Annotated in this window: 22 protein-coding genes; 7 read left to right on the top strand and 15 right to left on the bottom strand. The window is 41.2% G+C overall.

Going from position 1 to position 21,292, the window contains the following annotated elements; translation table 11 throughout:
* Positions 1-139 precede the first annotated feature (139 nt).
* Complete coding sequence (gene bchL / locus ACOCD9_RS05395) at positions 140-1,009, bottom strand: ferredoxin:protochlorophyllide reductase (ATP-dependent) iron-sulfur ATP-binding protein (RefSeq protein ID WP_002773281.1); 870 nt, start codon at positions 1,007-1,009, stop codon at positions 140-142.
* A gap of 454 nt (positions 1,010-1,463) precedes the next feature.
* Here bchL and ACOCD9_RS05400 point away from each other — a divergent pair, with 454 nt between their 5' ends.
* Together ACOCD9_RS05400 and ACOCD9_RS05405 are read left to right on the top strand one after the other, a co-directional pair.
* Positions 1,464-2,309, top strand: a complete 846-nt coding sequence (locus ACOCD9_RS05400; RefSeq protein ID WP_419546654.1) for a hypothetical protein — start codon at positions 1,464-1,466, stop codon at positions 2,307-2,309.
* 4 nt (positions 2,310-2,313) lie between these two features.
* Positions 2,314-2,499: a hypothetical protein gene (locus ACOCD9_RS05405; protein WP_002798718.1), complete on the top strand. Its 186-nt coding sequence runs from the start codon at positions 2,314-2,316 to the stop codon at positions 2,497-2,499.
* 174 nt (positions 2,500-2,673) lie between these two features.
* On the opposite strand, the gene ACOCD9_RS05410 is transcribed toward ACOCD9_RS05405, so the two are convergent.
* The 3 genes from ACOCD9_RS05410 to ACOCD9_RS05420 all read right to left on the bottom strand — a co-directional run bounded on the left by ACOCD9_RS05410 (position 2,674) and on the right by ACOCD9_RS05420 (position 4,774).
* Positions 2,674-3,882 (bottom strand): 4-hydroxy-3-methylbut-2-enyl diphosphate reductase, encoded by a 1,209-nt coding sequence (locus ACOCD9_RS05410; RefSeq protein ID WP_287700245.1) that lies wholly within the window; start codon positions 3,880-3,882, stop codon positions 2,674-2,676.
* 94 nt (positions 3,883-3,976) lie between these two features.
* Positions 3,977-4,450 (bottom strand): CRR6 family NdhI maturation factor, encoded by a 474-nt coding sequence (locus tag ACOCD9_RS05415; protein WP_287700246.1) that lies wholly within the window; start codon positions 4,448-4,450, stop codon positions 3,977-3,979.
* A 117-nt stretch (positions 4,451-4,567) separates the two neighbouring features.
* Entirely contained in the window at positions 4,568-4,774 is a 207-nt protein-coding gene (locus ACOCD9_RS05420) for a hypothetical protein (protein WP_287700247.1), read from the bottom strand.
* 1,079 nt (positions 4,775-5,853) lie between these two features.
* Here ACOCD9_RS05420 and ACOCD9_RS05425 point away from each other — a divergent pair.
* Positions 5,854-6,723 (top strand): bile acid:sodium symporter family protein, encoded by an 870-nt coding sequence (locus ACOCD9_RS05425; protein ID WP_419546655.1) that lies wholly within the window; start codon positions 5,854-5,856, stop codon positions 6,721-6,723.
* A gap of 43 nt (positions 6,724-6,766) precedes the next feature.
* A complete protein-coding gene (locus ACOCD9_RS05430) occupies positions 6,767-7,327 on the top strand; it encodes a hypothetical protein (RefSeq protein ID WP_287700249.1) in 561 nt (186 codons plus the stop codon).
* A gap of 169 nt (positions 7,328-7,496) precedes the next feature.
* On the opposite strand, the gene ACOCD9_RS05435 is transcribed toward ACOCD9_RS05430, so the two are convergent.
* The 8 genes from ACOCD9_RS05435 to ACOCD9_RS05470 all read right to left on the bottom strand — a co-directional run bounded on the left by ACOCD9_RS05435 (position 7,497) and on the right by ACOCD9_RS05470 (position 14,249).
* Positions 7,497-7,664: a hypothetical protein gene (locus tag ACOCD9_RS05435; RefSeq protein WP_287700250.1), complete on the bottom strand. Its 168-nt coding sequence runs from the start codon at positions 7,662-7,664 to the stop codon at positions 7,497-7,499.
* A 4-nt stretch (positions 7,665-7,668) separates the two neighbouring features.
* A complete protein-coding gene (locus ACOCD9_RS05440) occupies positions 7,669-7,839 on the bottom strand; it encodes a hypothetical protein (protein ID WP_287700251.1) in 171 nt (56 codons plus the stop codon).
* Between the two features lie 63 nt (positions 7,840-7,902).
* On the bottom strand, positions 7,903-8,337 hold the full coding sequence (locus ACOCD9_RS05445; protein WP_419546656.1) for a hypothetical protein: 435 nt from the start codon (positions 8,335-8,337) through the stop codon (positions 7,903-7,905).
* A gap of 50 nt (positions 8,338-8,387) precedes the next feature.
* The gene (locus ACOCD9_RS05450; protein WP_287700253.1) at positions 8,388-9,053 is read right to left on the bottom strand and encodes a hypothetical protein; all 666 of its coding nucleotides are present in this window, start codon (positions 9,051-9,053) and stop codon (positions 8,388-8,390) included.
* Between the two features lie 128 nt (positions 9,054-9,181).
* Positions 9,182-11,032: a CHAP domain-containing protein gene (locus ACOCD9_RS05455; protein WP_419546657.1), complete on the bottom strand. Its 1,851-nt coding sequence runs from the start codon at positions 11,030-11,032 to the stop codon at positions 9,182-9,184.
* A gap of 498 nt (positions 11,033-11,530) precedes the next feature.
* Positions 11,531-12,598, bottom strand: a complete 1,068-nt coding sequence (recA, locus tag ACOCD9_RS05460; protein WP_002800964.1) for a recombinase RecA — start codon at positions 12,596-12,598, stop codon at positions 11,531-11,533.
* 127 nt (positions 12,599-12,725) lie between these two features.
* A complete protein-coding gene (locus ACOCD9_RS05465) occupies positions 12,726-13,679 on the bottom strand; it encodes an aldo/keto reductase (protein ID WP_419546660.1) in 954 nt (317 codons plus the stop codon).
* A gap of 396 nt (positions 13,680-14,075) precedes the next feature.
* On the bottom strand, positions 14,076-14,249 hold the full coding sequence (locus ACOCD9_RS05470) for a hypothetical protein (protein ID WP_002748305.1): 174 nt from the start codon (positions 14,247-14,249) through the stop codon (positions 14,076-14,078).
* A 164-nt stretch (positions 14,250-14,413) separates the two neighbouring features.
* Between ACOCD9_RS05470 and ACOCD9_RS05475 the strand changes: the two genes are divergently transcribed.
* The gene (locus ACOCD9_RS05475) at positions 14,414-15,661 is read left to right on the top strand and encodes a pentapeptide repeat-containing protein (protein ID WP_419546662.1); all 1,248 of its coding nucleotides are present in this window, start codon (positions 14,414-14,416) and stop codon (positions 15,659-15,661) included.
* 643 nt (positions 15,662-16,304) lie between these two features.
* Here ACOCD9_RS05475 and ACOCD9_RS05480 read toward each other — a convergent pair.
* The gene (locus ACOCD9_RS05480; protein WP_002748301.1) at positions 16,305-16,640 is read right to left on the bottom strand and encodes a XisI protein; all 336 of its coding nucleotides are present in this window, start codon (positions 16,638-16,640) and stop codon (positions 16,305-16,307) included.
* Complete coding sequence (locus ACOCD9_RS05485; RefSeq protein ID WP_002800967.1) at positions 16,628-17,044, bottom strand: XisH family protein; 417 nt, start codon at positions 17,042-17,044, stop codon at positions 16,628-16,630. The genes ACOCD9_RS05480 and ACOCD9_RS05485 overlap by 13 nt, the downstream gene beginning before the upstream one ends.
* Before the next feature lie 467 nt (positions 17,045-17,511).
* On the opposite strand from ACOCD9_RS05485, the gene ACOCD9_RS05490 reads away from it, so the two are divergent.
* Both ACOCD9_RS05490 and ACOCD9_RS05495 read left to right on the top strand, forming a co-directional pair.
* The gene (locus ACOCD9_RS05490) at positions 17,512-18,237 is read left to right on the top strand and encodes a 2-phosphosulfolactate phosphatase family protein (RefSeq protein ID WP_002759138.1); all 726 of its coding nucleotides are present in this window, start codon (positions 17,512-17,514) and stop codon (positions 18,235-18,237) included.
* 83 nt (positions 18,238-18,320) lie between these two features.
* The gene (locus ACOCD9_RS05495) at positions 18,321-19,568 is read left to right on the top strand and encodes a bifunctional folylpolyglutamate synthase/dihydrofolate synthase (protein WP_287700729.1); all 1,248 of its coding nucleotides are present in this window, start codon (positions 18,321-18,323) and stop codon (positions 19,566-19,568) included.
* Here the strand turns inward: ACOCD9_RS05495 and ACOCD9_RS05500 are convergent.
* Positions 19,542-21,131, bottom strand: a complete 1,590-nt coding sequence (locus ACOCD9_RS05500; protein WP_419546665.1) for a DUF3352 domain-containing protein — start codon at positions 21,129-21,131, stop codon at positions 19,542-19,544. The genes ACOCD9_RS05495 and ACOCD9_RS05500 overlap by 27 nt on opposite strands.
* Positions 21,132-21,292: the final 161 nt, after the last annotated feature.

Consider the following 21,292-nt stretch of genomic DNA (forward strand, 5'->3'; position numbering starts at 1 on the left):
CGTGGGTAGGGTGGGTTAGGCGACGATAAGTTAGGCTATTAACTAATAAGTTAATTATTCACTGTAACCCACCCAGAAAAAGAGTTTATTGGTGGCTTTTGGTGGGTTACGCTGTCCCTAACCCACCCTACAAAATAATCTAAACCATCATTAGATCTAATTCCGCCTCGGCGTTAACTTTGGGTTTATCGGCATTAAGATAGAAATCCGATAATAAAGTGAATAATTCCCGGTCGGCAGATTCTTTGGGAATAACTCCTTCTGGTTTGGCTAAAATCTGATCGGCAATGTTGAGATAATAGTCACAAACATAACTTAACATCGGATCCTTGTCGGCCATTTCAAAGAGAGTTTGACCTTTAACTCTGGAGACGCGAATATCTTCAATTAAGGGTAAAACTTCTAACACTGGCATGGGAACATGATCTACATATTTATTAATTAAATCGCGTTTTGAGGTGCGATTACCAATTAATCCGGCTAGTCGCAGGGGATGGGTGCGCGCTTTTTCGCGGACGGAAGCGGCGATGCGATTGGCGGCAAAAAGAGCGTCAAAGCCGTTATCTGTGACAATTATGCAGTAATCGGCGTAATTTAAGGGTGCGGCAAATCCTCCACAGACCACATCCCCCAAAACATCGAACAAAATCACGTCAAATTCATCAAAAGCGTTCAATTCTTTTAATAATTTCACCGTTTCCCCGACGACGTAACCGCCACAACCGGCACCGGCCGGAGGACCACCCGCTTCCACGCATTTGACACCACCGTAACCGTCATAGATAACGTCTTCGGGCCAGATGTCTTCGTAGTGAAAATCTTTTTCTTGCAGGGTATCAATGATTGTGGGAATCAGAAAGCCTGTCAGGGTGAAAGTGCTATCATGCTTGGGGTCACAACCTATTTGTAGTACTTTTTTGCCTCTTTTGGCTAAAGCGGCCGAAATATTACAGCTTGTTGTCGATTTACCGATGCCACCTTTTCCGTAGACTGCGAGTGTTAAAGGCATGGAAGTTCTCCTAAATTTGCGCTTGAATGGTGAGTTTGTTTATCAGTGCTTTGATCGCCATTATTAACCATCTACCCACTCCTTGGAAAGAGGCTCAATTTTTATATGCTATAGCTAGAGTGAGATTAAACGCGCAAAAACTAGAAAGATAATTTTTTAGAGCTTATAAAATCTCTGAAATCTGCAAAAACTTATAAAAACAGCTTTATTTATACATTTACCTTAAATACAAACAATAAACAAAAAACGCCAAAGCTTTACAAAAACTCGATAAACAGGGTTTTACCGTGCCAAACCCAGACAAAGAAGGTCAAGATAGAGGCAGTCTAGAGACCGATGTCAGATTTTCGTGAATAATCATTACAATTTTCCCTGGCAGATTAAATAAATCGATCCTCAGAAGGATGCTGAAAGGCTGTAGTACAATTAGAACAAAGTACCTGTAGGGTTTCCTATGCGAGTTAAGCAAAAAACGCTGACTACACTCTTGTTAGAGAATAAGGCTCCTAAATATCGTCCTTTTCTGGGTTTTTTTCTGGCTGGGGTTCCCTTGCTCTTTTTAGCATATTTGGTTTCTTTCCAGCGCGCTTATCTCGACTGCATTAGGTTAGGCACAAAAAGGATAGATTGTCAATATGTCCAAGAGTATAATTTTCCCGTTTCTAGTCGGGAAAATTTTTCTTTGACTCACATTAAAGCTACGGCTGTCTATCAAGAAGTTTTTATCAGTGTTGAGCAGAAAAAAACTGTTAATAACACGGTTTTATTGGTCGGAAGAAATAACTATCTCTACATCGAGAATTTTCGAGATGTGCAGTCAGCTAGTGATTTTAAAACTCAATTTGAGAGTTTTGTGAATAGATATAAAACTCAGGAAATTATTGCCAAAAGTCCCCTAGATACCTTGTCAGCACTGCTAGAACACCACCATAATTATCGCTATTATCTTTGGGGTATGTTATGCTTATTGTCTGGTCTATTGTTACTTTATGATGCCAGCTATCGGGAGAGTTATGTCTTTAATCAAGGCAACGCTACCCTAACCCGTAGGCGACAACATTTAACTTTTAGAGGTGAAAGTTATTATCTTCTAGAGAGAATTGTTGAGGCAAAGATAGAAAATTACAAAGGCTTTTTAGGGTCTAATTGCCGACGGATTATTTTAACCTTATCCAACGGGGAAAAAATTATCCTCAATTGCCGGTTACTGGAATCTATCAGTAACGGAAAAAGGGAAGAAAAAATCCTGGCAATGATTGCCGAAAAGTTAAACTTAACTCAAGAGGAACTGTTAATCTAAGTAAATGCGCTCAAATTCTAGCTATTTAAAGTCTCTTTTTTTCGGTTTCCTATTAGTGACCGTGTTAGTTTATATATTGCGCGGCATGGGAATATTATCTTTTTTACCCGGAGGATTAATTTTGTTATTAATTCTCTCTTCCGTGGTGACGGGAATTATCTACGGAATCGATAAAACCCGCCGTTTTTAGGAAAATATTGGCTCTCCAGAGAGAAACGAGAAGAGCCGAACGGTTCTACTGATAATGGTAAACCCAAACGTCAATTTGTCAGCAATCCCACGGATAAAAATAACTGATGGTGAGCAATAGATATTTCTCCAAAATTGAGATGCGGCCATTGCCAAAGGTTAACACCTAGGCTAATTAACCCTGGACTAAAGAAGATTTGAGCGCAAAAATTTTCTCGATTACCTCTTCTACCACCTTATCGGGAGTGGAAGCGCCAGAAGTCACTCCGACGATAATTTTTCCCTCATTTAACCAGTTATCAGTGATGATTAAATCGTCCCCTAAAGGTTTATGTTCGATGCGATTACCGGGGAGAATGCGCTCGGCACTATCGATATGATAGGAGGGAATGGCACGCTCGATCGCTATTTCCTGTAGGTGAGTGGTATTAGAGGAATTATAACCGCCAATTACCACCATTAAAGAAAGTGGTTCTTTCACCAGTTCAAACATGGCATCTTGACGCTCTTGAGTGGCATCACAGATGGTATTAAAACTCATGAAATGATCTTTAAAATCGATCGGTCCGTACTTTCTCAACATAGTATGCTCGAAGAGTTTGCCAATTTCTTCCGTTTCACTTTTCAGCATCGTGGTTTGATTGGCAATACCAATATAATCTAGATCGCGATCGGGATCGAAACCCTGGGAATGAGCATTTTTAAACTTCTCTAAGAACTCGTTTTTATCGCCACCGTGGAGAATATAATTAGCGACATAATTAGCTTGAGCCAAATTTAAAACGATTAGATAAGTGCCGGCAAAAGAGCTAGTGGCGATAGTTTCTTCGTGATTATATTTGCCGTGAATAATCGAAGTATGGGCGCTTTTTTTGTGCTTTTCCACGGAATTCCACACCTTAGAAACCCAGGGACAAGTGGTATCCACAATCATGCAACCCTTATCGTTAAGTATTTTCATTTCCGAGACACTGGCCCCAAAAGCAGGTAAAATCACCACATCCCCCGATTCCACCACACTAAAGTCTTTTTGGCCATTTTCCACCGGAATAAAACCCACGGCCATGGAGCGCAGACGCTGATTAACCGAGGGATTGTGAATAATTTCGTTAGTAATCCAGAGACGTTCCTGGGGAAAATGTTGACGAGTTTCGTAGGCCATGGCGACAGCGCGTTCTACCCCCCAACAAAAACCAAAAGCTTGAGCGAGATAGATCGTCACGTCACCCCGTTGTAAACGATAATTATTTTCACGAATTTTTTGGATCAGGTCGCTTTGATACTCATTGGTCATCGCATCCATTACTTCCTCTTTATGACCGAATCCCTTGCGGTTATAGTTATCCGATTGCTGTAGGGTACGTTTAAAGGATTTTGTATCCATGATTCTCTGATAGGGGTATTGGTGGCGCTAAATTGGGTGAGACAGTAGCTTGTCATATATTAAACATACCTTATCTAGTCGGCGCGGGAGGCTTTTAGAGACTAGAGAGAAATTCCTCGTCGATATCGTAACCAAACTGTTGAGCGAAAAATTTTAAGCGAGATAAAGCAGGAATTTGCTGACTTTTCAGCCAATCAGACAAAATAAAGAGTTTTTGCATCACAAAAATCTCCAAAGCTTCGGGATTATATTGAATTCCTTCCCCGCGATGGAATTGATGGGGAACCAACATAGCAGCATAACGGGCGATTTCTCCCTGTTTTGGGTCAAGAATAAAGATTAGCCAGGGATAAACCGCATCTAAACGCAGAAACCACAGCCTAACTTCCGCTATCTCCGATAATTCCCGCATATCACCCTCCGCACGAGGATAATCTATCTCTAATTGTAGAGCTTGTTCCAGTTCGGCGATCGCTGCTCGCGACTGATAATCTTGAATAATAGTCTCTAAAGATGAGAGATCGAGATTTTGGATTTGATTGGGGTTAAGAGCGATTTTGACAGTCATAGGGGCAAATAAAAGGTTATATCGGGCGAAATTACTGTTTTTTATCCCTAGATCGACAATGATCTATCTCAGAAAATACTCTCGATCGGGACAAAAAAACTAAGTATGACTATTCTCTCACTCCGGAGCGAGAGAGGGAAACTGGACTAAAATCCCCAAGGTTGGATTTCTCCTACAATTTAATCTCCCTTGCAAACCGGGTTTTTTAGATTGATAACTATTAGGGTGATATTGTCCTCGTTTGCTCATCAGTTCCGCTTGACAAAGAGCTAATCGATGACTAATTACTATGGTTATTTTATCGGTGGCCAAAGTGCGAAACATTTGCTAGATTTCCTATTCTCCATTGGCAGCAAGGGAGCCAGTCTTTCACTCAAAAATGAGCCGTGCTAAGGATAATTATTCTAGAAAATTTAACCCTTTTTGCCTTAACTTAATTAGGGGTTTCTGAAAAAGTAGGGGCGAAGCATTCGGACAGGAAATCTACGGTTCAGCGATAGGTTATGCCCGAATGCTTCGCCCCGAAGATACAAGGTTTTGGACTACGATTCTCTCAAAATCTTGCACCTAATATTCCCCTAAACCCCTTACCTTGTCTATATTTAACATTTATTCAGCAAGCCCTAATTAAGTACAATCCATCGGGATTATCAAAGAGAGTGATATGGAGGAAATTAGCTACTTTATCAATTACTTTACCCAAGACAAATCCTCGAACTAGATCCCACAAAGAAGCAAAGAGTCAACTGGTAATCCTGCTGAGGGAATCGCTGAACAAGCTCAGGAAAATTAATCCCCTCACACTTGCGACTACCTTTAAAACAAACAAAGGTTGAGTCTTCTCTGAGGAATAATACACATTATTACATTCTCCCGCACTCGAACCAAGAATAAAGGTACAATAAAAATGTAGGGTTCTTGAGGGTTGCTATGTTTACACACAACTTAGAAGACAGAAAACTGTCCCTCGATCGAGAAGGGAAAACTCTGCAAAAATTCACCTATCGTTCACCAAAAATCTACCACCTTGGTCACCCTAGCAATTTATCAACGGAAGGGAATTCAAGGATTGTGGGATTTAGAAGGAAAATTTTCCCTCGTTATTCTTGATGGAAGTCCTGCGGCAAAATTCCCTAGACATTGGTGATGTCAAAAGTGGCAGTCGCATCAGCAGTTCCCTAGCTGTGATCCCATGGTTGCCACCAAGCAACTGAAGTATGACTAGAATATCATCCCGGAGCGGGAAGGGAAACTGGACAAAAATCCTCATGATTGGATTTCTCCTACAATTTAACCCCCCTATGCACACTGGGGGTTTTTTAGTCGGCAAAATCGGGAACCATGCACAAGAATAAATTAGTCAATTTATGGGAAAATAAGCTCATCTTCTCGGCTTTTATCCCATGCAGGCCAACTTTTTTACTAATATCCTCTTACCCGTTGCCCTAGGCGTTTTAATGTTAGGCATGGGATTAGGATTAATTCTCGCCGATTTTCAGCGTATCACCCGTTATCCCAAGGCAGTCCTGATCGGTTTAGTCAATCAAATTATTATTCTACCGATCATCGGCTTTATTATTGCTTCTCTTTTGCCTCTCCGGCCAGAAATTGCCGTCGGTTTAATGATTGTCGCCATTTGCCCCGGCGGTCCTTCCTCCAATGTTTTAACCTATTTAGCTAAGGGAGATGTGGCTCTTTCTGTTACTTTAACCGCTTTTAGCAGCATCATCACCATTTTCACAATACCTTTTTTAGCTAGTTTCATTCTCCAGCATTTTATGGGTGAAAGTGCCGCCATCTCCCTACCCATTGGTTCCACTATGGCGCAGATATTTTTGATTATAGTTTTACCCATGGTTATGGGTATGACTATCCGCCATTACTTCCCTTTACTGGCGAAAAGTCTGGAACCGATAACTAATCGTTTGGCTGTGATTTTTCTAGCAGTTATTATCTTCTTATTAATCCTGAGAGAATGGGAACGTTTACCTTTATTTATCGCTCAAACTGGCCTCGCAGTGATCATTTTAAATACGATTGCTTCCCTAATTGGTTTTTTCAGTGGTCGTTTATTTCAATTAACTATTCCCCAAAGAATTTGTATTGCAATTGAAGTGGGTATTCAAAGCGGCACTTTAGCTATTGCTATCACTGCCGGTTTATTAAAGAATCCCGATCTAGCCATTCCCGCAATTGTCTATAGTTTATGGATGTATGTCAGTGCTTTTATAGCTGTTTATTATGGTCGCAAAAAAGCAGCTTTGGTAAAATAGCTAAATGGAGTGATAGGATATAGCTAAAAACTGATAACTGATTATGTTAATTGGTAAATATTTAACCCTAGAGGAATTATCTACCTGTTCCCAAACCTATCAAAAGTACGCGGCACAAATCGATCCCTACCCCAAAAATCCTGCAACGATAACCGCTTGGCAAAATCTCGCTCACTTTATTATCGATCCAATTATTGATAATTTTGGTCGAGAAAAATTTGAATTAACCTACGGATTTTGTTCCAATGATCTGAGAAAATTTCTCCAAAAAAAAGACCCAATCACTGGCTTAAAAAACGGTAGAATCGATCCCAGTCGTGATCAACATTGCGCTCACGAAATTAATCAAAAGGGTCAATATTATTGTCAGCGATTGGGGGCAGCCTGTGATTTTCGGATTATCGATTTAACTAGCGATCGCCTGATAGATTGGATTTTAAACAAAAAATTACCCTTTGATTCTCTCTATTTTTACGGAATTAATCGCCCAATTCATATCAGCTATGGACCCCAACATAAACGAGATCTATGGACTTTTACCACTAAAGGAACACCGACTAAAAAAGGTTTACAATCATGGTTAGAAGCCGCTCAATCTGGGTAAAATCTCGGTTTTTCCCCAAGTATTACCTAATTAGGGTTTGCTGAATAATGGTAAAACCCTTTTAAAATGTCGTAGTATAATTTGGTATCGACGACTGGCCCCCCAAAACAAAAACTTCCTACCTCACTATTAGATAACTGATATAACTAGCCTCAATCGCTTTTAATATTTATTCCATAGTAGTGGATTTTGAGATCATTTTTGTCTCTAAAAACTGTAATCCATAACCTCCACAACCAGCAAGGATAAAGGCCACAATAATCTGAATCTCTGGAGAAACAATATCCAGAGAAAAAGGGACAGGTAAACGGGTAGAATAGGGTTGAAGTTTTGTCAATAAATCAGACAGAATCAGGATACTTTTCTTTGACTTGAGACAGTAATTTCTCGAAAGATTGCTGCTGGACTTGTTGCATTTCCCGTTTTTGAGGTATTTGCACAACTAAAACAAGACTAAACATAATAGCTGTCAGAAAGGAAATACTATTCATCACTGGGTAAAATTTGCCCATAATGCTAAACCTCAAAAGCAATCAATCTAGATCAAATCAAAATTACTGTCTATAGCCAACTAATTAGAGACCGCTGCCAGGATTAGCAATCGTTTTAGGTTTAGTAGGTGCAGATTGCGACCCTCTAGCTTCCGCAAGTTTCTGAACAAATTTCCCACCAAAAGCTGCTCCCAGAAAAGCGTAAATAATTGCCATTCCTTCTTCACCTTTTTCTGTTTGATTGAGTTGGTCAAGTCGCTCCACACTGCTTATTATTCGCTCTAAATCAGGAGCGTCTTTCGAGACTTCTTGCTCGATTAACTTAAGGTATCTAGCTTGCTCTCGGGCGTTTTCTGTATAGTTTTGATGGATGCGCCAAAATACTGCCCCACTAAAAAAGATCGCTGAACATAAAGAGATAATTGCCATCAACCTCATAGATGAATTATTACCCTTATCATCTTGTAAAAATCCTACCGGTTTTGTTGCAATGTTAGTATCTTGTGGCGTACCGACCATGATATAATTCTCCTGTCTAGAGTAAAAATGATGAATTATTAACTAAGAATTTAGTTGACTGATTTCGAGGTTCTTTGAACAATTTTGGAGCCAAAAGCCGTCCCTAATAAAGCATAGGTTGCCTCTGCTTCTGCTGCCTGAGTATGACCTAAAACTGTCAATCCTCCCAAGATAATTGCTGCCAAGAGTGCCGTAAAACTGCCTAATCTGACGGGAGAGAGAGCATTATTAAGTTGATCATCTTCAAAAAAACCAGCTGGTTCCCAGAAATCTTCCTCATTATCAAGGGGAATTGAGGAATTTATCGGTGGTAACTGCACTATTTTTTCATCGGGGTTTACCACAGGAGTAGTAATTAGTTTTGCCGATAAACCAGGGGTTGGTTCCCAGATTTCCTCCTCTTCTTCATAATCAGAAACTGGCTCTGAGTTTTCTAATTTAGTATCCTCACCCGATTCGATCAATTCTTCTTCTTGAGATTCTTCCTCTCCAGAAAAAGATAAATCCTGAGCGGAATGATCATTGTTAATTACACAACCTGGTTCCATAACTTCTTCGTCCTCATCGGCAGTAATCACCTCCGATTCTATTGGGTTTAGGTTGACATTATTGTGATGATGACCACTAATCATATCTGCGATTTTGTCAAGAAAATTTTTTAGAGAAGGAATCTGCAAATCGGAATTTTCTAAGGTTATTTGTCCTGCGTAGCTCATAAGTAAAAACCTCCTGAATTGACTAGGTTAATCGAGCTTTAAACCTGCCCGTTGACAATAGAAAATATCGATTAACCCTTTACTATTTTCTGAGAAAATCTCTCTTGTTGGATAGAAATTAAGACTGCTTACACAAATCTTTGACTAACTTTTTTGGTGGCATCACCCACAGTAACAAATCCTTTGACTGGTGGACCATCTAACCCTCGATTTTGCTGATAACTGATAGTACCTTGGCGGAAAAGCACATGATTTGGCCCCTTGCCAATAGCAGCAGGATAGAGAATTGCCATATAGACATCTTCTAAAGTTTTAAGGCGATTTCTGTAGGGCCAGAAGTATTTTTTAACGTAGTCGAGTTGTTTTTCTGGACTCATTCTTGCTAAGGCAGTGGTAGTTGTTCCTAAAGAACGGGCTGTGGGTCCCATAAATTGAATTAATCCCGTGGCACCACTACCGGAGAAACTGCGGATAGCAGGGCTAAAAGTCCCGCCAGTTTCAAAACTCATAGCGGCCATGAGGTAATTAGGATTAACTCCCAAGTCTTTAGCAATTTCAACAACTTTATTGCGGAAGGAAATTGAGGTTTTGTCTATGCCAACAACCCGACGCAAATTGGGAGAGCTTACACCAGCAACAGATGCCGATTCTTTGGATTTGAGAACAATTTCAATGGCGGCACTATCAATCAGACGACCAGAGGCATCAATTCCTTCTGCAACAATTTTGCGAGTGCCTCCCGTGCTGAATTTAAATTCGTGTTGCCAACGCCCATTATCTACGGGAATATCTTTTCCTAAAAAGAAATTTTTATTAGCAAAGGGAGTTCTCAATTTAATCGTCTGGATGCGAGTATCCTCGGCGACCCCCTCAAATATGACTGACGATTCTAAATCTAATTCTTGATTAATTTTGGGACTGGTAATGCGGACAGTATCCACATCATTATTACCATCGGGATCGAGATTAATGATCACATCTGTGCGATCAATAACTTTATCGTTGCTATCTAGTCCCTCGATAAAAATTTTGCGATCGCCACCCGTTTGAAATTGATAGGAGGAACGCCATTGACCATTAATAACGGGTACTTTTCCACCTAGGAGAAATTCTGCCCCACCCCAAGTGGTGCAGAGTTGAATTTTGACTACACCATTTTTGGCACTACCACTAAATTGTACGGGATGGTGCAGGGGATAACGAACGCGATCAACTGGTTGGTCAACAGATAAATTGCCTTGAGATTGCTTGGGTTGTCGCCAAGAGGCGTTCCAAGTGTCTCGACCGATAACACCATCCACGTCTAATTTCATTTTTGCTTGGAATTCTCGGCAGATTTGCTCTGAATTGGGTCCATACTCGCCATCAACTTCGATGGGATAGCCTCGTTCTTTCATGCACTTCTGCCAGAGACGAATACTTTCCGATTCCATCAGGGGACTGGTCAGAAATATATATTCTCCATCCCAAGAGGGAAATTCTCCCGCTTGAGTGTGCGCTGTGCCATTATAATCTGGTCGTCCGTAACCGAGAATCTGATTTTTCGTTCTTGTCCGTCGCATGACGGTGCCGCCGTTATCGTTGCTGGAAGTGCTGGTATTGCCTTCAATGGCTTGAATTTGATCGTTGCCTAGCACTTTCTCGACAATGCCCACATGGTCGGAAACCCCTCCTCTTTTATTAAACATATAGAAGACGACATCGCCGGGGCGGGGGTTTTCCGTGTGCCATCGGCCTTGGTCTTTAAACCACTTTACCCCATAGGGACAGTAAGCGAATCCCTTGTTACTACCCAAATCTTTCGGGAATTCGAAGGTTAAACCGGCATTATCAAAACAGTAGGAAACAAACATGGCACACCAAGGGGCGCGATCCATGCCGTACCACTTGCCATACTTGTTACTATTCGTACCCGGAGGACTTTCTTTTGTCCCTATTTGTCGGCGGGCAACTTGCAAAACGTCTTCTACTGTAGTCATTGAGATTACCTCGACTTTCCTCTGTTTTGATTATACTTCAGCTTATGACAGATGATTCCAGAAGACTTTTGAGAACAACCACATCTTTTAATGATTCTTAATCATCTCCTTGTAATTATCGCTGTTTTCTGGTATTACTTGTCTTTGATTGAGATTTTTTAATCTTTTTGATTGACAATTTTTGATATATAGCGTTTCCTGTTCGCAAGAGGTACATTATCGATGGTGAAAAGCTTAATTAGCAAAGTTTAAACTGTGCCACACAGGTGTGAGAACCGCTATAAGTGGTTGTACAAAATAAGTTTTTTAGTCCTGAGATGCACAAGGAAACAGCCAAAAGAAAAGAAATAGAGCGATTCCAGCCGTAGGAGGAAATAGGCAATTAATTTTGTTTGGGAATATTCTAAACCTAAGGAGTAGCACTATAGAATTACCATGATCTAGTCCAAAAAAATCCCCCAAAACTGGGGGATAACCAAGACCTAAAACCCTCTTCTTTTAGATTTCTGGTTCCAGATCGTCCTCCTCGTCCTCATCGGCCGGTTCCGTGGGTAAAGGAACCGAACCCATGTCTAATTTATCCCGCAATAACTTCTCAATTTCTGCCGCTACTTCTGGCCTTTCTTCGAGATATTTAACGGCATTATCGCGACCCTGGGCAATATTTTCGCCATTATAGCTATACCATGCCCCTTTACGAGTAACCACGTTAGTTTGTTCGGCGATATCGAGCATACAACCCACCTGGGAAATGCCTTTACCGAAGATAATATCAAATTCAGCAATCCGGAAAGGAGGCGCGACTTTATTTTTAGCCACCTTAACTTTAGCCCGAATTCCGTATTCTCCTTCCGTGCCTTTTTTCAAAGTTTGAATGCGACGGATATCTAAACGTACCGAGGCATAAAATTTTAAGGCCGTTCCTCCGGTGGTCACTTCAGGATTGCCGTAGGTGACACCGATTTTTTGCCGCAGTTGGTTGAGGAAAATCACCACACAACCGGATTTACCAATATTACCAGCAATTTTTCGCAGGGCTTTACTCATCAAACGGGCCTGCAAACCCACCTGATTATCCCCCATTTCCCCTTCAATTTCCGCCCGCGGCACTAAAGCGGCCACCGAGTCGATGACAACGATATCCACGGCCGAAGAACGCACTAACTGGTCAACTATTTCTAAGGCAGCCTCCCCCGTATCCGGTTGTGCCACCAGTAAATTATTGATATCTACCCCTAAATCTTCCGAATAGGTGGGATCTAAAGCGTGTTCCGCATCGACAAAGGCCGCCACTCCCCCAGCTTTCTGCACTTCTGCGATCGCATGGAGGGCTAAAGTGGTTTTTCCAGAACTTTCCGGCCCGTAAATTTCGACGATGCGGCCCTTCGGTAAACCGCCACCTAACGCCATATCTAGGGTTAAAGCACCACTAGGCACGGTTTCCACCCGCATCCGGGTGGCGTCTCCTAAACGCATAATCGAACCTTTGCCAAAGTTGCGCTCGATTTGATTTAAGACTAAACCTAAGGCCTTATCTCGATCGGGATTACTTGTCATTGTCGCCATTAATTTTCTCCCCAGTTTTCTTAAGTAGTACAGCAGTATGCAAAGATTGTAGCCTGTTTTAATCTTGATCACCAAAAAGTTAGAAACTTTTTCCAGAATGGTGATCAAAAATCAAAAGTTTTGATTTTTACAGCCAAGGCCGGCTCATCTGTTCTAATTGCGTCACCTCTTGCGCTTCTAAACTCCATCCTAAGGCCCCGGCATTTTCGATCGCTTGGGCCGCAGTTTTTGCCCCCGGAATGGGAATCACATCCCCTTGGGCGATTAACCAATTGAGGGCGACTTGTGCGGGGGTTTTTTGGTATTTTGCGCCCAATTCTTGCAGTACCCTTAAAATTGGGGCTATTTTCTCCAAACCTTCTTTTTTGAACCGCGAGTCAACTTTTCTGGCTCCATCGGGCAAATTCTGGCTTTCTGGGCTATATTTACCCGTCAGTAGTCCTTGAGCGAGGGGGCTGTAGGCGAGGATGGTGACACCTAATTCCTTGGCCGTGGCCAAAATTCCCTTAGTTTCTATTTTGCGATACAAAAGCGAATACTGCACCTGATTGACCGCTAAGGGAACCTCTTTTTTCGCCAAAATCTGGCTTGCTTGACGCATTTGCTCGGCGGAATAATTACTTACACCCACGGCACCAATACGGCCGCTTTTTACTTCTTCCCCTAGGGCATTCATTAGGGTTTCTTGGCTAATTAGGAAGGTGAAGGGCCAATGTACTTGGTAAAGGGTAATTTTATCGGTTTTTAGACGGTTTAAGCTCTCGGTAATGGCATTATGAACCGCATTCGCCCCCAATCGCCACGGTACGGGGGCAAATTTACTGGCAATATCGATGGGAATATCAGTCTCTTGCGTAAATTTTCCTAAGAGTCGTTCCGATTCCCCCAGTCCATAGACTTCGGCAGTGTCAAAAAAGGTGATTCCTGCTTCTACTGCCGCTTTAAAGGCCTCCTCTACCTGACTAGCTCCGTATTCCTTGCCATAGTTCCAGAATAGTTTATCTCCCCATGCCCAAGTCCCGATTCCCAAGGCACTGACGGAAATTCCTGTTTGTCCGAGATTAGCGGTTTGTCTAGTCATATTCCCTACAAAGAATGACAGCGTTTCTCATTTAAAGTTGAAGTGTAACCTATATTTGGTCTGACTCCCCACTAACCCCCTTTTTTGATTCCTGGAAATTCCCACCCATAATTAATGGGAAAGGACTTGACTTTGCCGGCGACTTGCGCTATGCTTTTCTTATAATGGGAATCTGTGCAAAAATTTTTCAGATGCAAAGATTTCCATTATGAATAAAATCTTTTAAAAATATTATCCCAAAATCTCCCGACAAAAGCAAGCAAAATTTTGCCGATAATTGTTAAGTTTTGTTAACAAAGAAATACAGAGATCAGCAAGATAAAAAAATCGAAATCTCTTGCTGATCCTGTTTGTCGCTTAACCTTATGATTAGGTTAGGCGAATTTTGCGCTTTGACTAATTGTTAGTGCTAACTTCCGTGGTTTCAACAATTGCCGTCGGTTGGCAGGGAGTAGGTTGAAATTTCTCTGGAAAAGAGAAGCCTAAAAATGATGCGATCGCAAATATGGTGCTGATAATTTTGGCAAGACTAACAACGTCTTCTCTGTACTTTAACCAATATTTATACATAATCATCAATCCTTTTACTTAGGGGGTGAACTATCTCTAGATTAAAAAAATTCTGATTATTTGTCGTTACTCAAAAGTCATGAAAATGGTACTTTTTTTTAGGTACTCTCAAGTAACCCGACAGGGTACTCAAAAGTAATCTTAAGTCCTGCAACCCTTAAAAAATGATGATGAATGAACTAAAAATGACTGAAAATAAACCCCTTTCATGGACTGAATTAGAAATGCTGGTTAATGATCTGAAAAAAAAGCGTACAAACAAGGTATTAACGGACGTGGAAACAAAAATATTAAAAGGTGTTTTTGATGATAAAAAATATGCTGATCTAGCGGAAGAAATTAGTCAAGAAGAACAGTCAATCAAGAATGCGGCTCATAAGTTATGGAAAATCTTGTCAGAGCAAATGGGTGAAAAGATTGACAGTAACAATCTGATTACTGCTTTAAGTCGATGGAAATTACAACCAGAATGTAATCAAAAAAACACAAATTATGACGGAAAATTTTCTGGTGCTGTGGTTTTTACTGCTTCTGAAAATAAAAAGAAACAGATATTAACGCTATTAGAACTTTTAAGAAAAATAACCGATGATCAGGAAATAACAATAACTGACATAGAACAAGGTAGTATCAAATTAACTCTCAAGGGTTCTCAAAAAAGTTTAGAAAAAATTGAATCCCTATTCAAATCGGGTGACTTGAACAAAATTTCGGAAGATATTACAGTTGAAAATGTTCAATTTACCGAAGATAATTGTTTAGCTTTTACCATAGCAGGTGATGTTAATGCAGATGAGATAACCTATTTAAAATCTACTATCATAGGACAAAATTTAGCAGAATCACCAAAGCAACTGGCAGAAGAATCGTCAGCAAACCCCTTCAGTGTCAAGACAGTAAGTACAAATGAAGCATCTAAAGAAATTAACAATAAACTAATTGAATCTATTAAAAAACCTAACTTACCCCAGCCCATTTTTGAAAGGACTAATCAGAAAGAGGCTGACCTGAGTGGGGCTTTCCTGAGAGGGGCTATTCTGTGGGGGGCTAACCTGAGTGGGGCTTACCTGAGTGGGGCTAATCTGAGTCGGGCTTTCCTGAGTGGGGCTTTCCTGATTGAGGCTAACCTTAGTGATGCTAAACTGAGTGGGGCTAACCTGAGAGGGGCTATCCTGATTGAGGCTGACCTGAGTAAGGCTGACCTGAGTGGGGCTGACCTGAGTGGGGCTAACCTGAGTGGGGCTGACCTGAGAAGGGCTGACCTGAGTGATGCTAACCTGAGTGCGGCGGAAGTTAAAAACGCTATCTTTACCGGTGCAACGGGGATCACCCGTGAACAAAAACGGGATTTAATTCGACGAGGGGCAATTTTTGGGGATAATTCTAATGATCGCAGTAAAGTATTAGTTTAAAACAGCCTTTGATCTCCACCTTCAGCAGAGATTTAGGTAGGGTTGGCTGAATAAATGTGAAATATAGACGAGGTAAGGGGTTTGGCGGCCTGTTTGGCCAAGCAGCTGCAAGATTTTCAAGCTGGTGGCTCAAAAACCTTGTATCTTAACCGGCGATCGCTCCTACTTTTTCAGCCAACCCATAAGTAATGGGAAAGGACTTGACTTTGCCGGCGACTTGCGCTATGCTTTTTATATAATGGGAATCTGTGCAAAATTTTTTTAGACACACAGATTTCCATTATGAATAAAATCTTTTAAAAATATTATCCCAAAATCTGCCGACAAAAGCAAGCAAAATTTTGCCGATAATTGTTAAGTTTTGTTAACAAAGAAATACAGAGATCAGCAAGGTAAAAAAATCGAAGTCTCTTGCTGATCCTGTTTGTCGCTTAACCTTATGATTAGGTTAGGCGAATTGGCTCTTCTGGTTTTTGTGTGGAAGGAAGAAGAATAGGGATAATTTGGGTGCATCTCAATTTTGTCGAAATATCTATAGGACATTTTGGGCGCACGCAGTTCGATAAACTCACTGACCACGGTGCGCCCCTACCATTGGCGCAATAATATTATTGTAGGGGCGAATTGCATTCGCCCTCTTTGATTAACCCACCGCAAACCCTGTATATTCTCTGACTAGGGGTTCATGAAAGGCTAAAACAATATCTTCTTTAGGAACACCTAAATTAACTAATTCATTGGCAATTCCCACCTCAGTGCCATCATGTTGTATCCAGATTTTACCCTTTTTAATATCGAGATGCAAAACACAACCATGATATCTTCGTCTATTTTTCCAGCCAACATACATCAATTGATAGTGATCGCCAACAGTATCAAAAATCAATTGTTGTTCAATCGGATCTTTAGATGAACCTATCTGAGAATATTCAGTAATGACTTGCTTGACATAGTGACGATATTGTTCTAATTTTTCCATTCGACAATTACCTCCCCAATCGGATCATAAATAATCAGGTAAATTTGAAATCGTTTAACGACAGTTTGAATAAATCGCAATTCAAAAAAACTATAATAAATATCTAAGGGAACAGCTAAATATAACTGTCTTTTAGGTTCTTTTTCTTCTAAAGCAACACGATAATTAAAGAATTGTCCAATGGCAGTATGAAATTCTGAAATGCTGGATTTACCGATAAAACTTTTAATTTCAACGGCTATCTTTTCATTGTCTTTTTCTGCGGCTATCAGTTGCTCTGCTCCTAAATCGACATACATTTCTACATCACCCACTTCAATCCTTAAAGGGTCATCCGTAATGAGCCAACCCTCTTTTTCTAATCCTTTTCTCACTGCACCATGAAAACGATCTTTAGCAGACATGAATCTTGAAGTTAGCAGGCATAATAATTGTTAATTATAACATTTAGTCATGACGAGCGACAGGGTGAGAGCATCTCAAACCCTATTGACAATTGGCCAATTTTGTGATCCGCGTGGGCATTTCAAGTAATAAGGGACTTGCGTGAGAATAATATCCCAATCGATCGGAGGGCGCAAGCTTTGCGCCCCTACAGTAACGGATTTTGTCCACAATGTAGGGGCGAACTGCGTTCGCCCAAAAGGTACATTATCAAAGCGCAAGTCCCTAAGCTAAGACGTATTTAAACCGCTTATTCTTAGATTAGCCCCCCCCTTGCCTGATCTCCACCAGCAATTTGAATTAAGAACAGCTTAACTAGCTGACATCCATCGTGATAAAATCGGCCTTGTCTTTCTTCTGCCAGCGCAACGCCGAGCGGCGGTATGTTGAGCTTATTTCCCCTTTTACTTTTTACTTGGTATAAATCGTGCAGGTTTTCATTTATCATACTCCCGAACTTACCCCCGTCCATACTCTACCCGATTGCGCCGTCGTTATCGATGTTTTAAGAGCGACAACCACGATCGCCACTGCCCTCAATGCCGGTGCAGAAGCAGTGCAAACCTTCAGCGATCTGAAAACCCTGATGCAGGTGAGCGATACCTGGCAACCAGAAAAACGTCTCCGGGCAGGAGAAAGAGGCGGAGCGAAAGTGGAAGGCTGCGATCTGGGCAATTCTCCCCTCGATTGTACCCCTGATTTAATGAAAGGTCGTCGTCTGTTTATCAGCACCACTAACGGCACCCGCGCTCTGCAAAGAGTGGAAGAATCCCCGATCGTGATCACTGCGGCCATGATCAATCGGCAAGCTGCCGTTAATTACTTATTGGATAGGCAGCCCGAAACCGTCTGGATTGTTGGCTCTGGTTGGGAAGGGGGTTATTCTTTGGAAGATACGGCCTGTGCTGGAGCGATCGCCGATGCGCTACAAGAACAATCGGGGCAAATGGCGATCGGTAATGATGAGGTTATCGCCTCGATCGCTCTTTATCGTCAATGGCAAAATGATCTTTTAGGAATGTTCCACAGTTGTAGTCACGGTCAGCGCCTCTTGCGTCTCCACTGTCAAGAAGATTTAAAATACTGCGCTAATATTGACTCTCTTGATGTTTTACCGATCCAAAAAGAACCGAGCATTTTAGTCAAACTTTAGACATTATCACCCAGAGAAAGGGTCATCAGTGCCGGTAGGAGTATCGATCCTAGCCGGATTCCTTTATTTATAGTTTGCTAACCATGACTATCGATTCTTTACTGCAATCTTTTCAGCGTTTTGGTGTCAATCTCGGTTTAGAAAGAATAAAAAATCTGCTGGAGATTTTAGGCAATCCCCAAGATAAAATTCCGATTATTCATGTCACGGGAACTAATGGCAAAGGTTCAGTTTGTGCCTATCTATCCTCTATTCTCAGCACCGCCGGTTACAAAGTCGGACGTTATATTTCTCCCCATTTAATTGATTGGACAGAAAGAATCTCTATTAATGGCGAAAATATTGAAACCGCGACTTTAGAAAACCTGCTTAAAGATCTACAATCGCTTATCGATCCCCAGCAGGAAAGTCCTACTCAATTTGAGGTAATTACTGCCGCTGCTTGGCTGTATTTTGCTCAGGAAAAGGTGGATATTGCCGTAATGGAAGTGGGTTTAGGAGGAAGATTAGATGCGACTAATGTTTGCGCTCAACCTTTAGTTACTGTCATCACTTCTATTAGTCGGGAACATTGGCAAAATTTAGGTCCGACGGTTGCCGATATTGCTGGCGAAAAAGCGGGGATATTAAAAGCGAATTGTCCCGCAGTTATCGGACAATTACCGGAATCAGCGCAGGGAGTAGTTAGGGAGAGAATCAAGCTGTTACATTGTCCGACGGTATGGGTAGAAGCTGCCGAAAAAATTGCCGATAATCGGGCCAAATATCAAGGGTTAGAATACCCTTTATCCTTAGCGGGAGATTTTCAATTAACTAATTCGGCTATAGCGATCGCTGTTGTTAATATTTTACGTCAGCAAGGTTGGCAAATTAGCGATGAAGTCGTGCAGGAAGGAATGGCAAAAACTCGCTGGTTAGGACGTTTACAAACCGTTAATTGGTGTCAGCGAGAAATTTTAATAGATGGCGCTCATAATCCCGCTGCTGCTATTGGTTTAAGGCAGTATGTAGATAGTTTAAAGGCTCCAAAAATTATCTGGGTGATGGGTATTTTATCGACTAAAGATCATCGGGAAATATTCCAAGCTTTATTAAGAAAAGGCGATAGTTTATATTTAGTTCCTGTTCCTGATCATAGCAGTGCTAATCCTGAAACCTTAGCGGAATTAGCGGCTTCAATTTGTCCAGAATTATCTCACCTAGAGACTTGTTCCGATGTATTTTTAGGACTAAAAAAAGCCATCCAAGAATCTGTCGATAGTCAGATAATTCTCTGTGGATCGCTTTATTTAGTTGGTTACTTTTTAGGGAGTTTGTTTCAGGGAAAATAAAACATCAATTTTACTGGTGGTTTTATCAGGCATAGTGGCAGTAATTCCGATGCCGCGTACCGATTCTAAAAAGGCCTTTGTTTCCGGGGTTAATTCCCCGGCAGGAAGATTATTAATTCCCCCTGCTTTAGCGATAATTTGCTCCACATCGATGAAGAAATAACCGAGATTATTTTTAGGCAAATTTGCGATCGATGCTTGGAAATTCTCACTTTTGCTAATCGGTTGATTCGGTTGGGGTTGATAGGGAATTCCGACGGTCATTTTTAGGGTATCATTATTAGGCCAAGCATAGGTTAAAATAGCTTGTTCTTCCGCTTTCCATTCAGTCACATCTTGGCCAGAAATTTGACTGTTTTTTATGGTGATAAAGGGAACAGTTTTCACCAATTCATTTAACTTATCGAGGGTAGTTTTTGCCGCTTTATGATCGCCGGTTTGCCAGATCATCATTCCCCCAAAACCTAACCCTCCCACTGCTTGCTGGTTGGGGATAATTCCGAAGGCAAATTCTCGATCCATCCAGTTAAAAACTTCTTTATCCGCGTCAAGGGTTGCCATCTGAAAATTCTCACGGATCTGACGCAGAAAAACTTGTAATTCTGGGTTAGTTTGGGACTGTTTTTCTGCTTCTTCCCATCCCTGTTTAAGATTATTACCACTCCAAAGTGCGATGGTATCTCCGGGTAAATAATTTAAAACTTTATTTTTGCTAGGGGAAGGTAGGGTAGAAATAGTTTCAGGGGCAAGTTTAGCCACCATTTGTAACTGTAATCCCGTATCGGTGACACCCACTCCTGCGACAATATCCTGAATTTTTGCTAATTCTTGCCGACTTTGGGGAGATAAATTGGCATCTGGTCCCAAGATTGCGGCATAATCATCGATATAAATTGTCGCTAGGGTATTGGGTAGGTTGAGGGATTGGGAAAGCAGTTTTCTCACTTCTGGTTTACTGCTAAAAGATGGCTGTCCTTGGTAGGTATTGATCGCCGCTTCTAACACCTTTTTATCGTAGGATATCAACAAAAAATCGCCAGTAACAGCAGTATAAATAGTGGTGTTATCCTGCCAATCTATAGCAGTAATTGTAATACCTTTGTAGTCACTGGTGCTAGTTTTGCGATTAACTTCTTGTCCTAGTTTTTTCTGGAATTCCGACGCTTTAATTTTATCTTTGATGCCGATAACCGTTAATAATTCCGATTGTCCGGGGGTAGCTGCGGGAAGGAAAGCAAAGCTAATACTACCGATCCAAGGTTCGATATCCCGTTGATAATCAATCTTATCGGTGAAGATATTTTTTTGTAACTCTTCTAGTCCTTGACTAACCGCAGTTCGTGATTCTGGTGTACCATATTTAGCTAACACTGACCAAGCTTTTGCATCCGTGGAGACAAAACTACTAGCAAAGGCAGTTTCTGGGATAACTTTTGCCGATTGCAAGGGGGTGAATCTTTGCCAAGGTAGTTGTCCTCGTAGATAAAGATAGACACCTCCTGCGGTTACTGCTGTTAGTCCTAGGACGACTAAACAACCGGGTAAAAATGATTTTTTTGACATAAAATTATGGTTTGGTTAAAAAGTTCAATACTTGGCGATCGATTTGTCTCTGGTTGTAGTCTCTAGAGCAGTCCTATTGTAGTTATCCTAATTATCTTATCTTATCCCCAAAGGGAACGGGTAAAATTTTAGCTAATTTTTCCGAAATTATTGCTAATTAC

The organism is Microcystis sp. (assembly GCF_048564745.1).
In the GTDB taxonomy this organism is placed as follows: Bacteria; Cyanobacteriota; Cyanobacteriia; order Cyanobacteriales; family Microcystaceae; genus Microcystis; species Microcystis ichthyoblabe_A.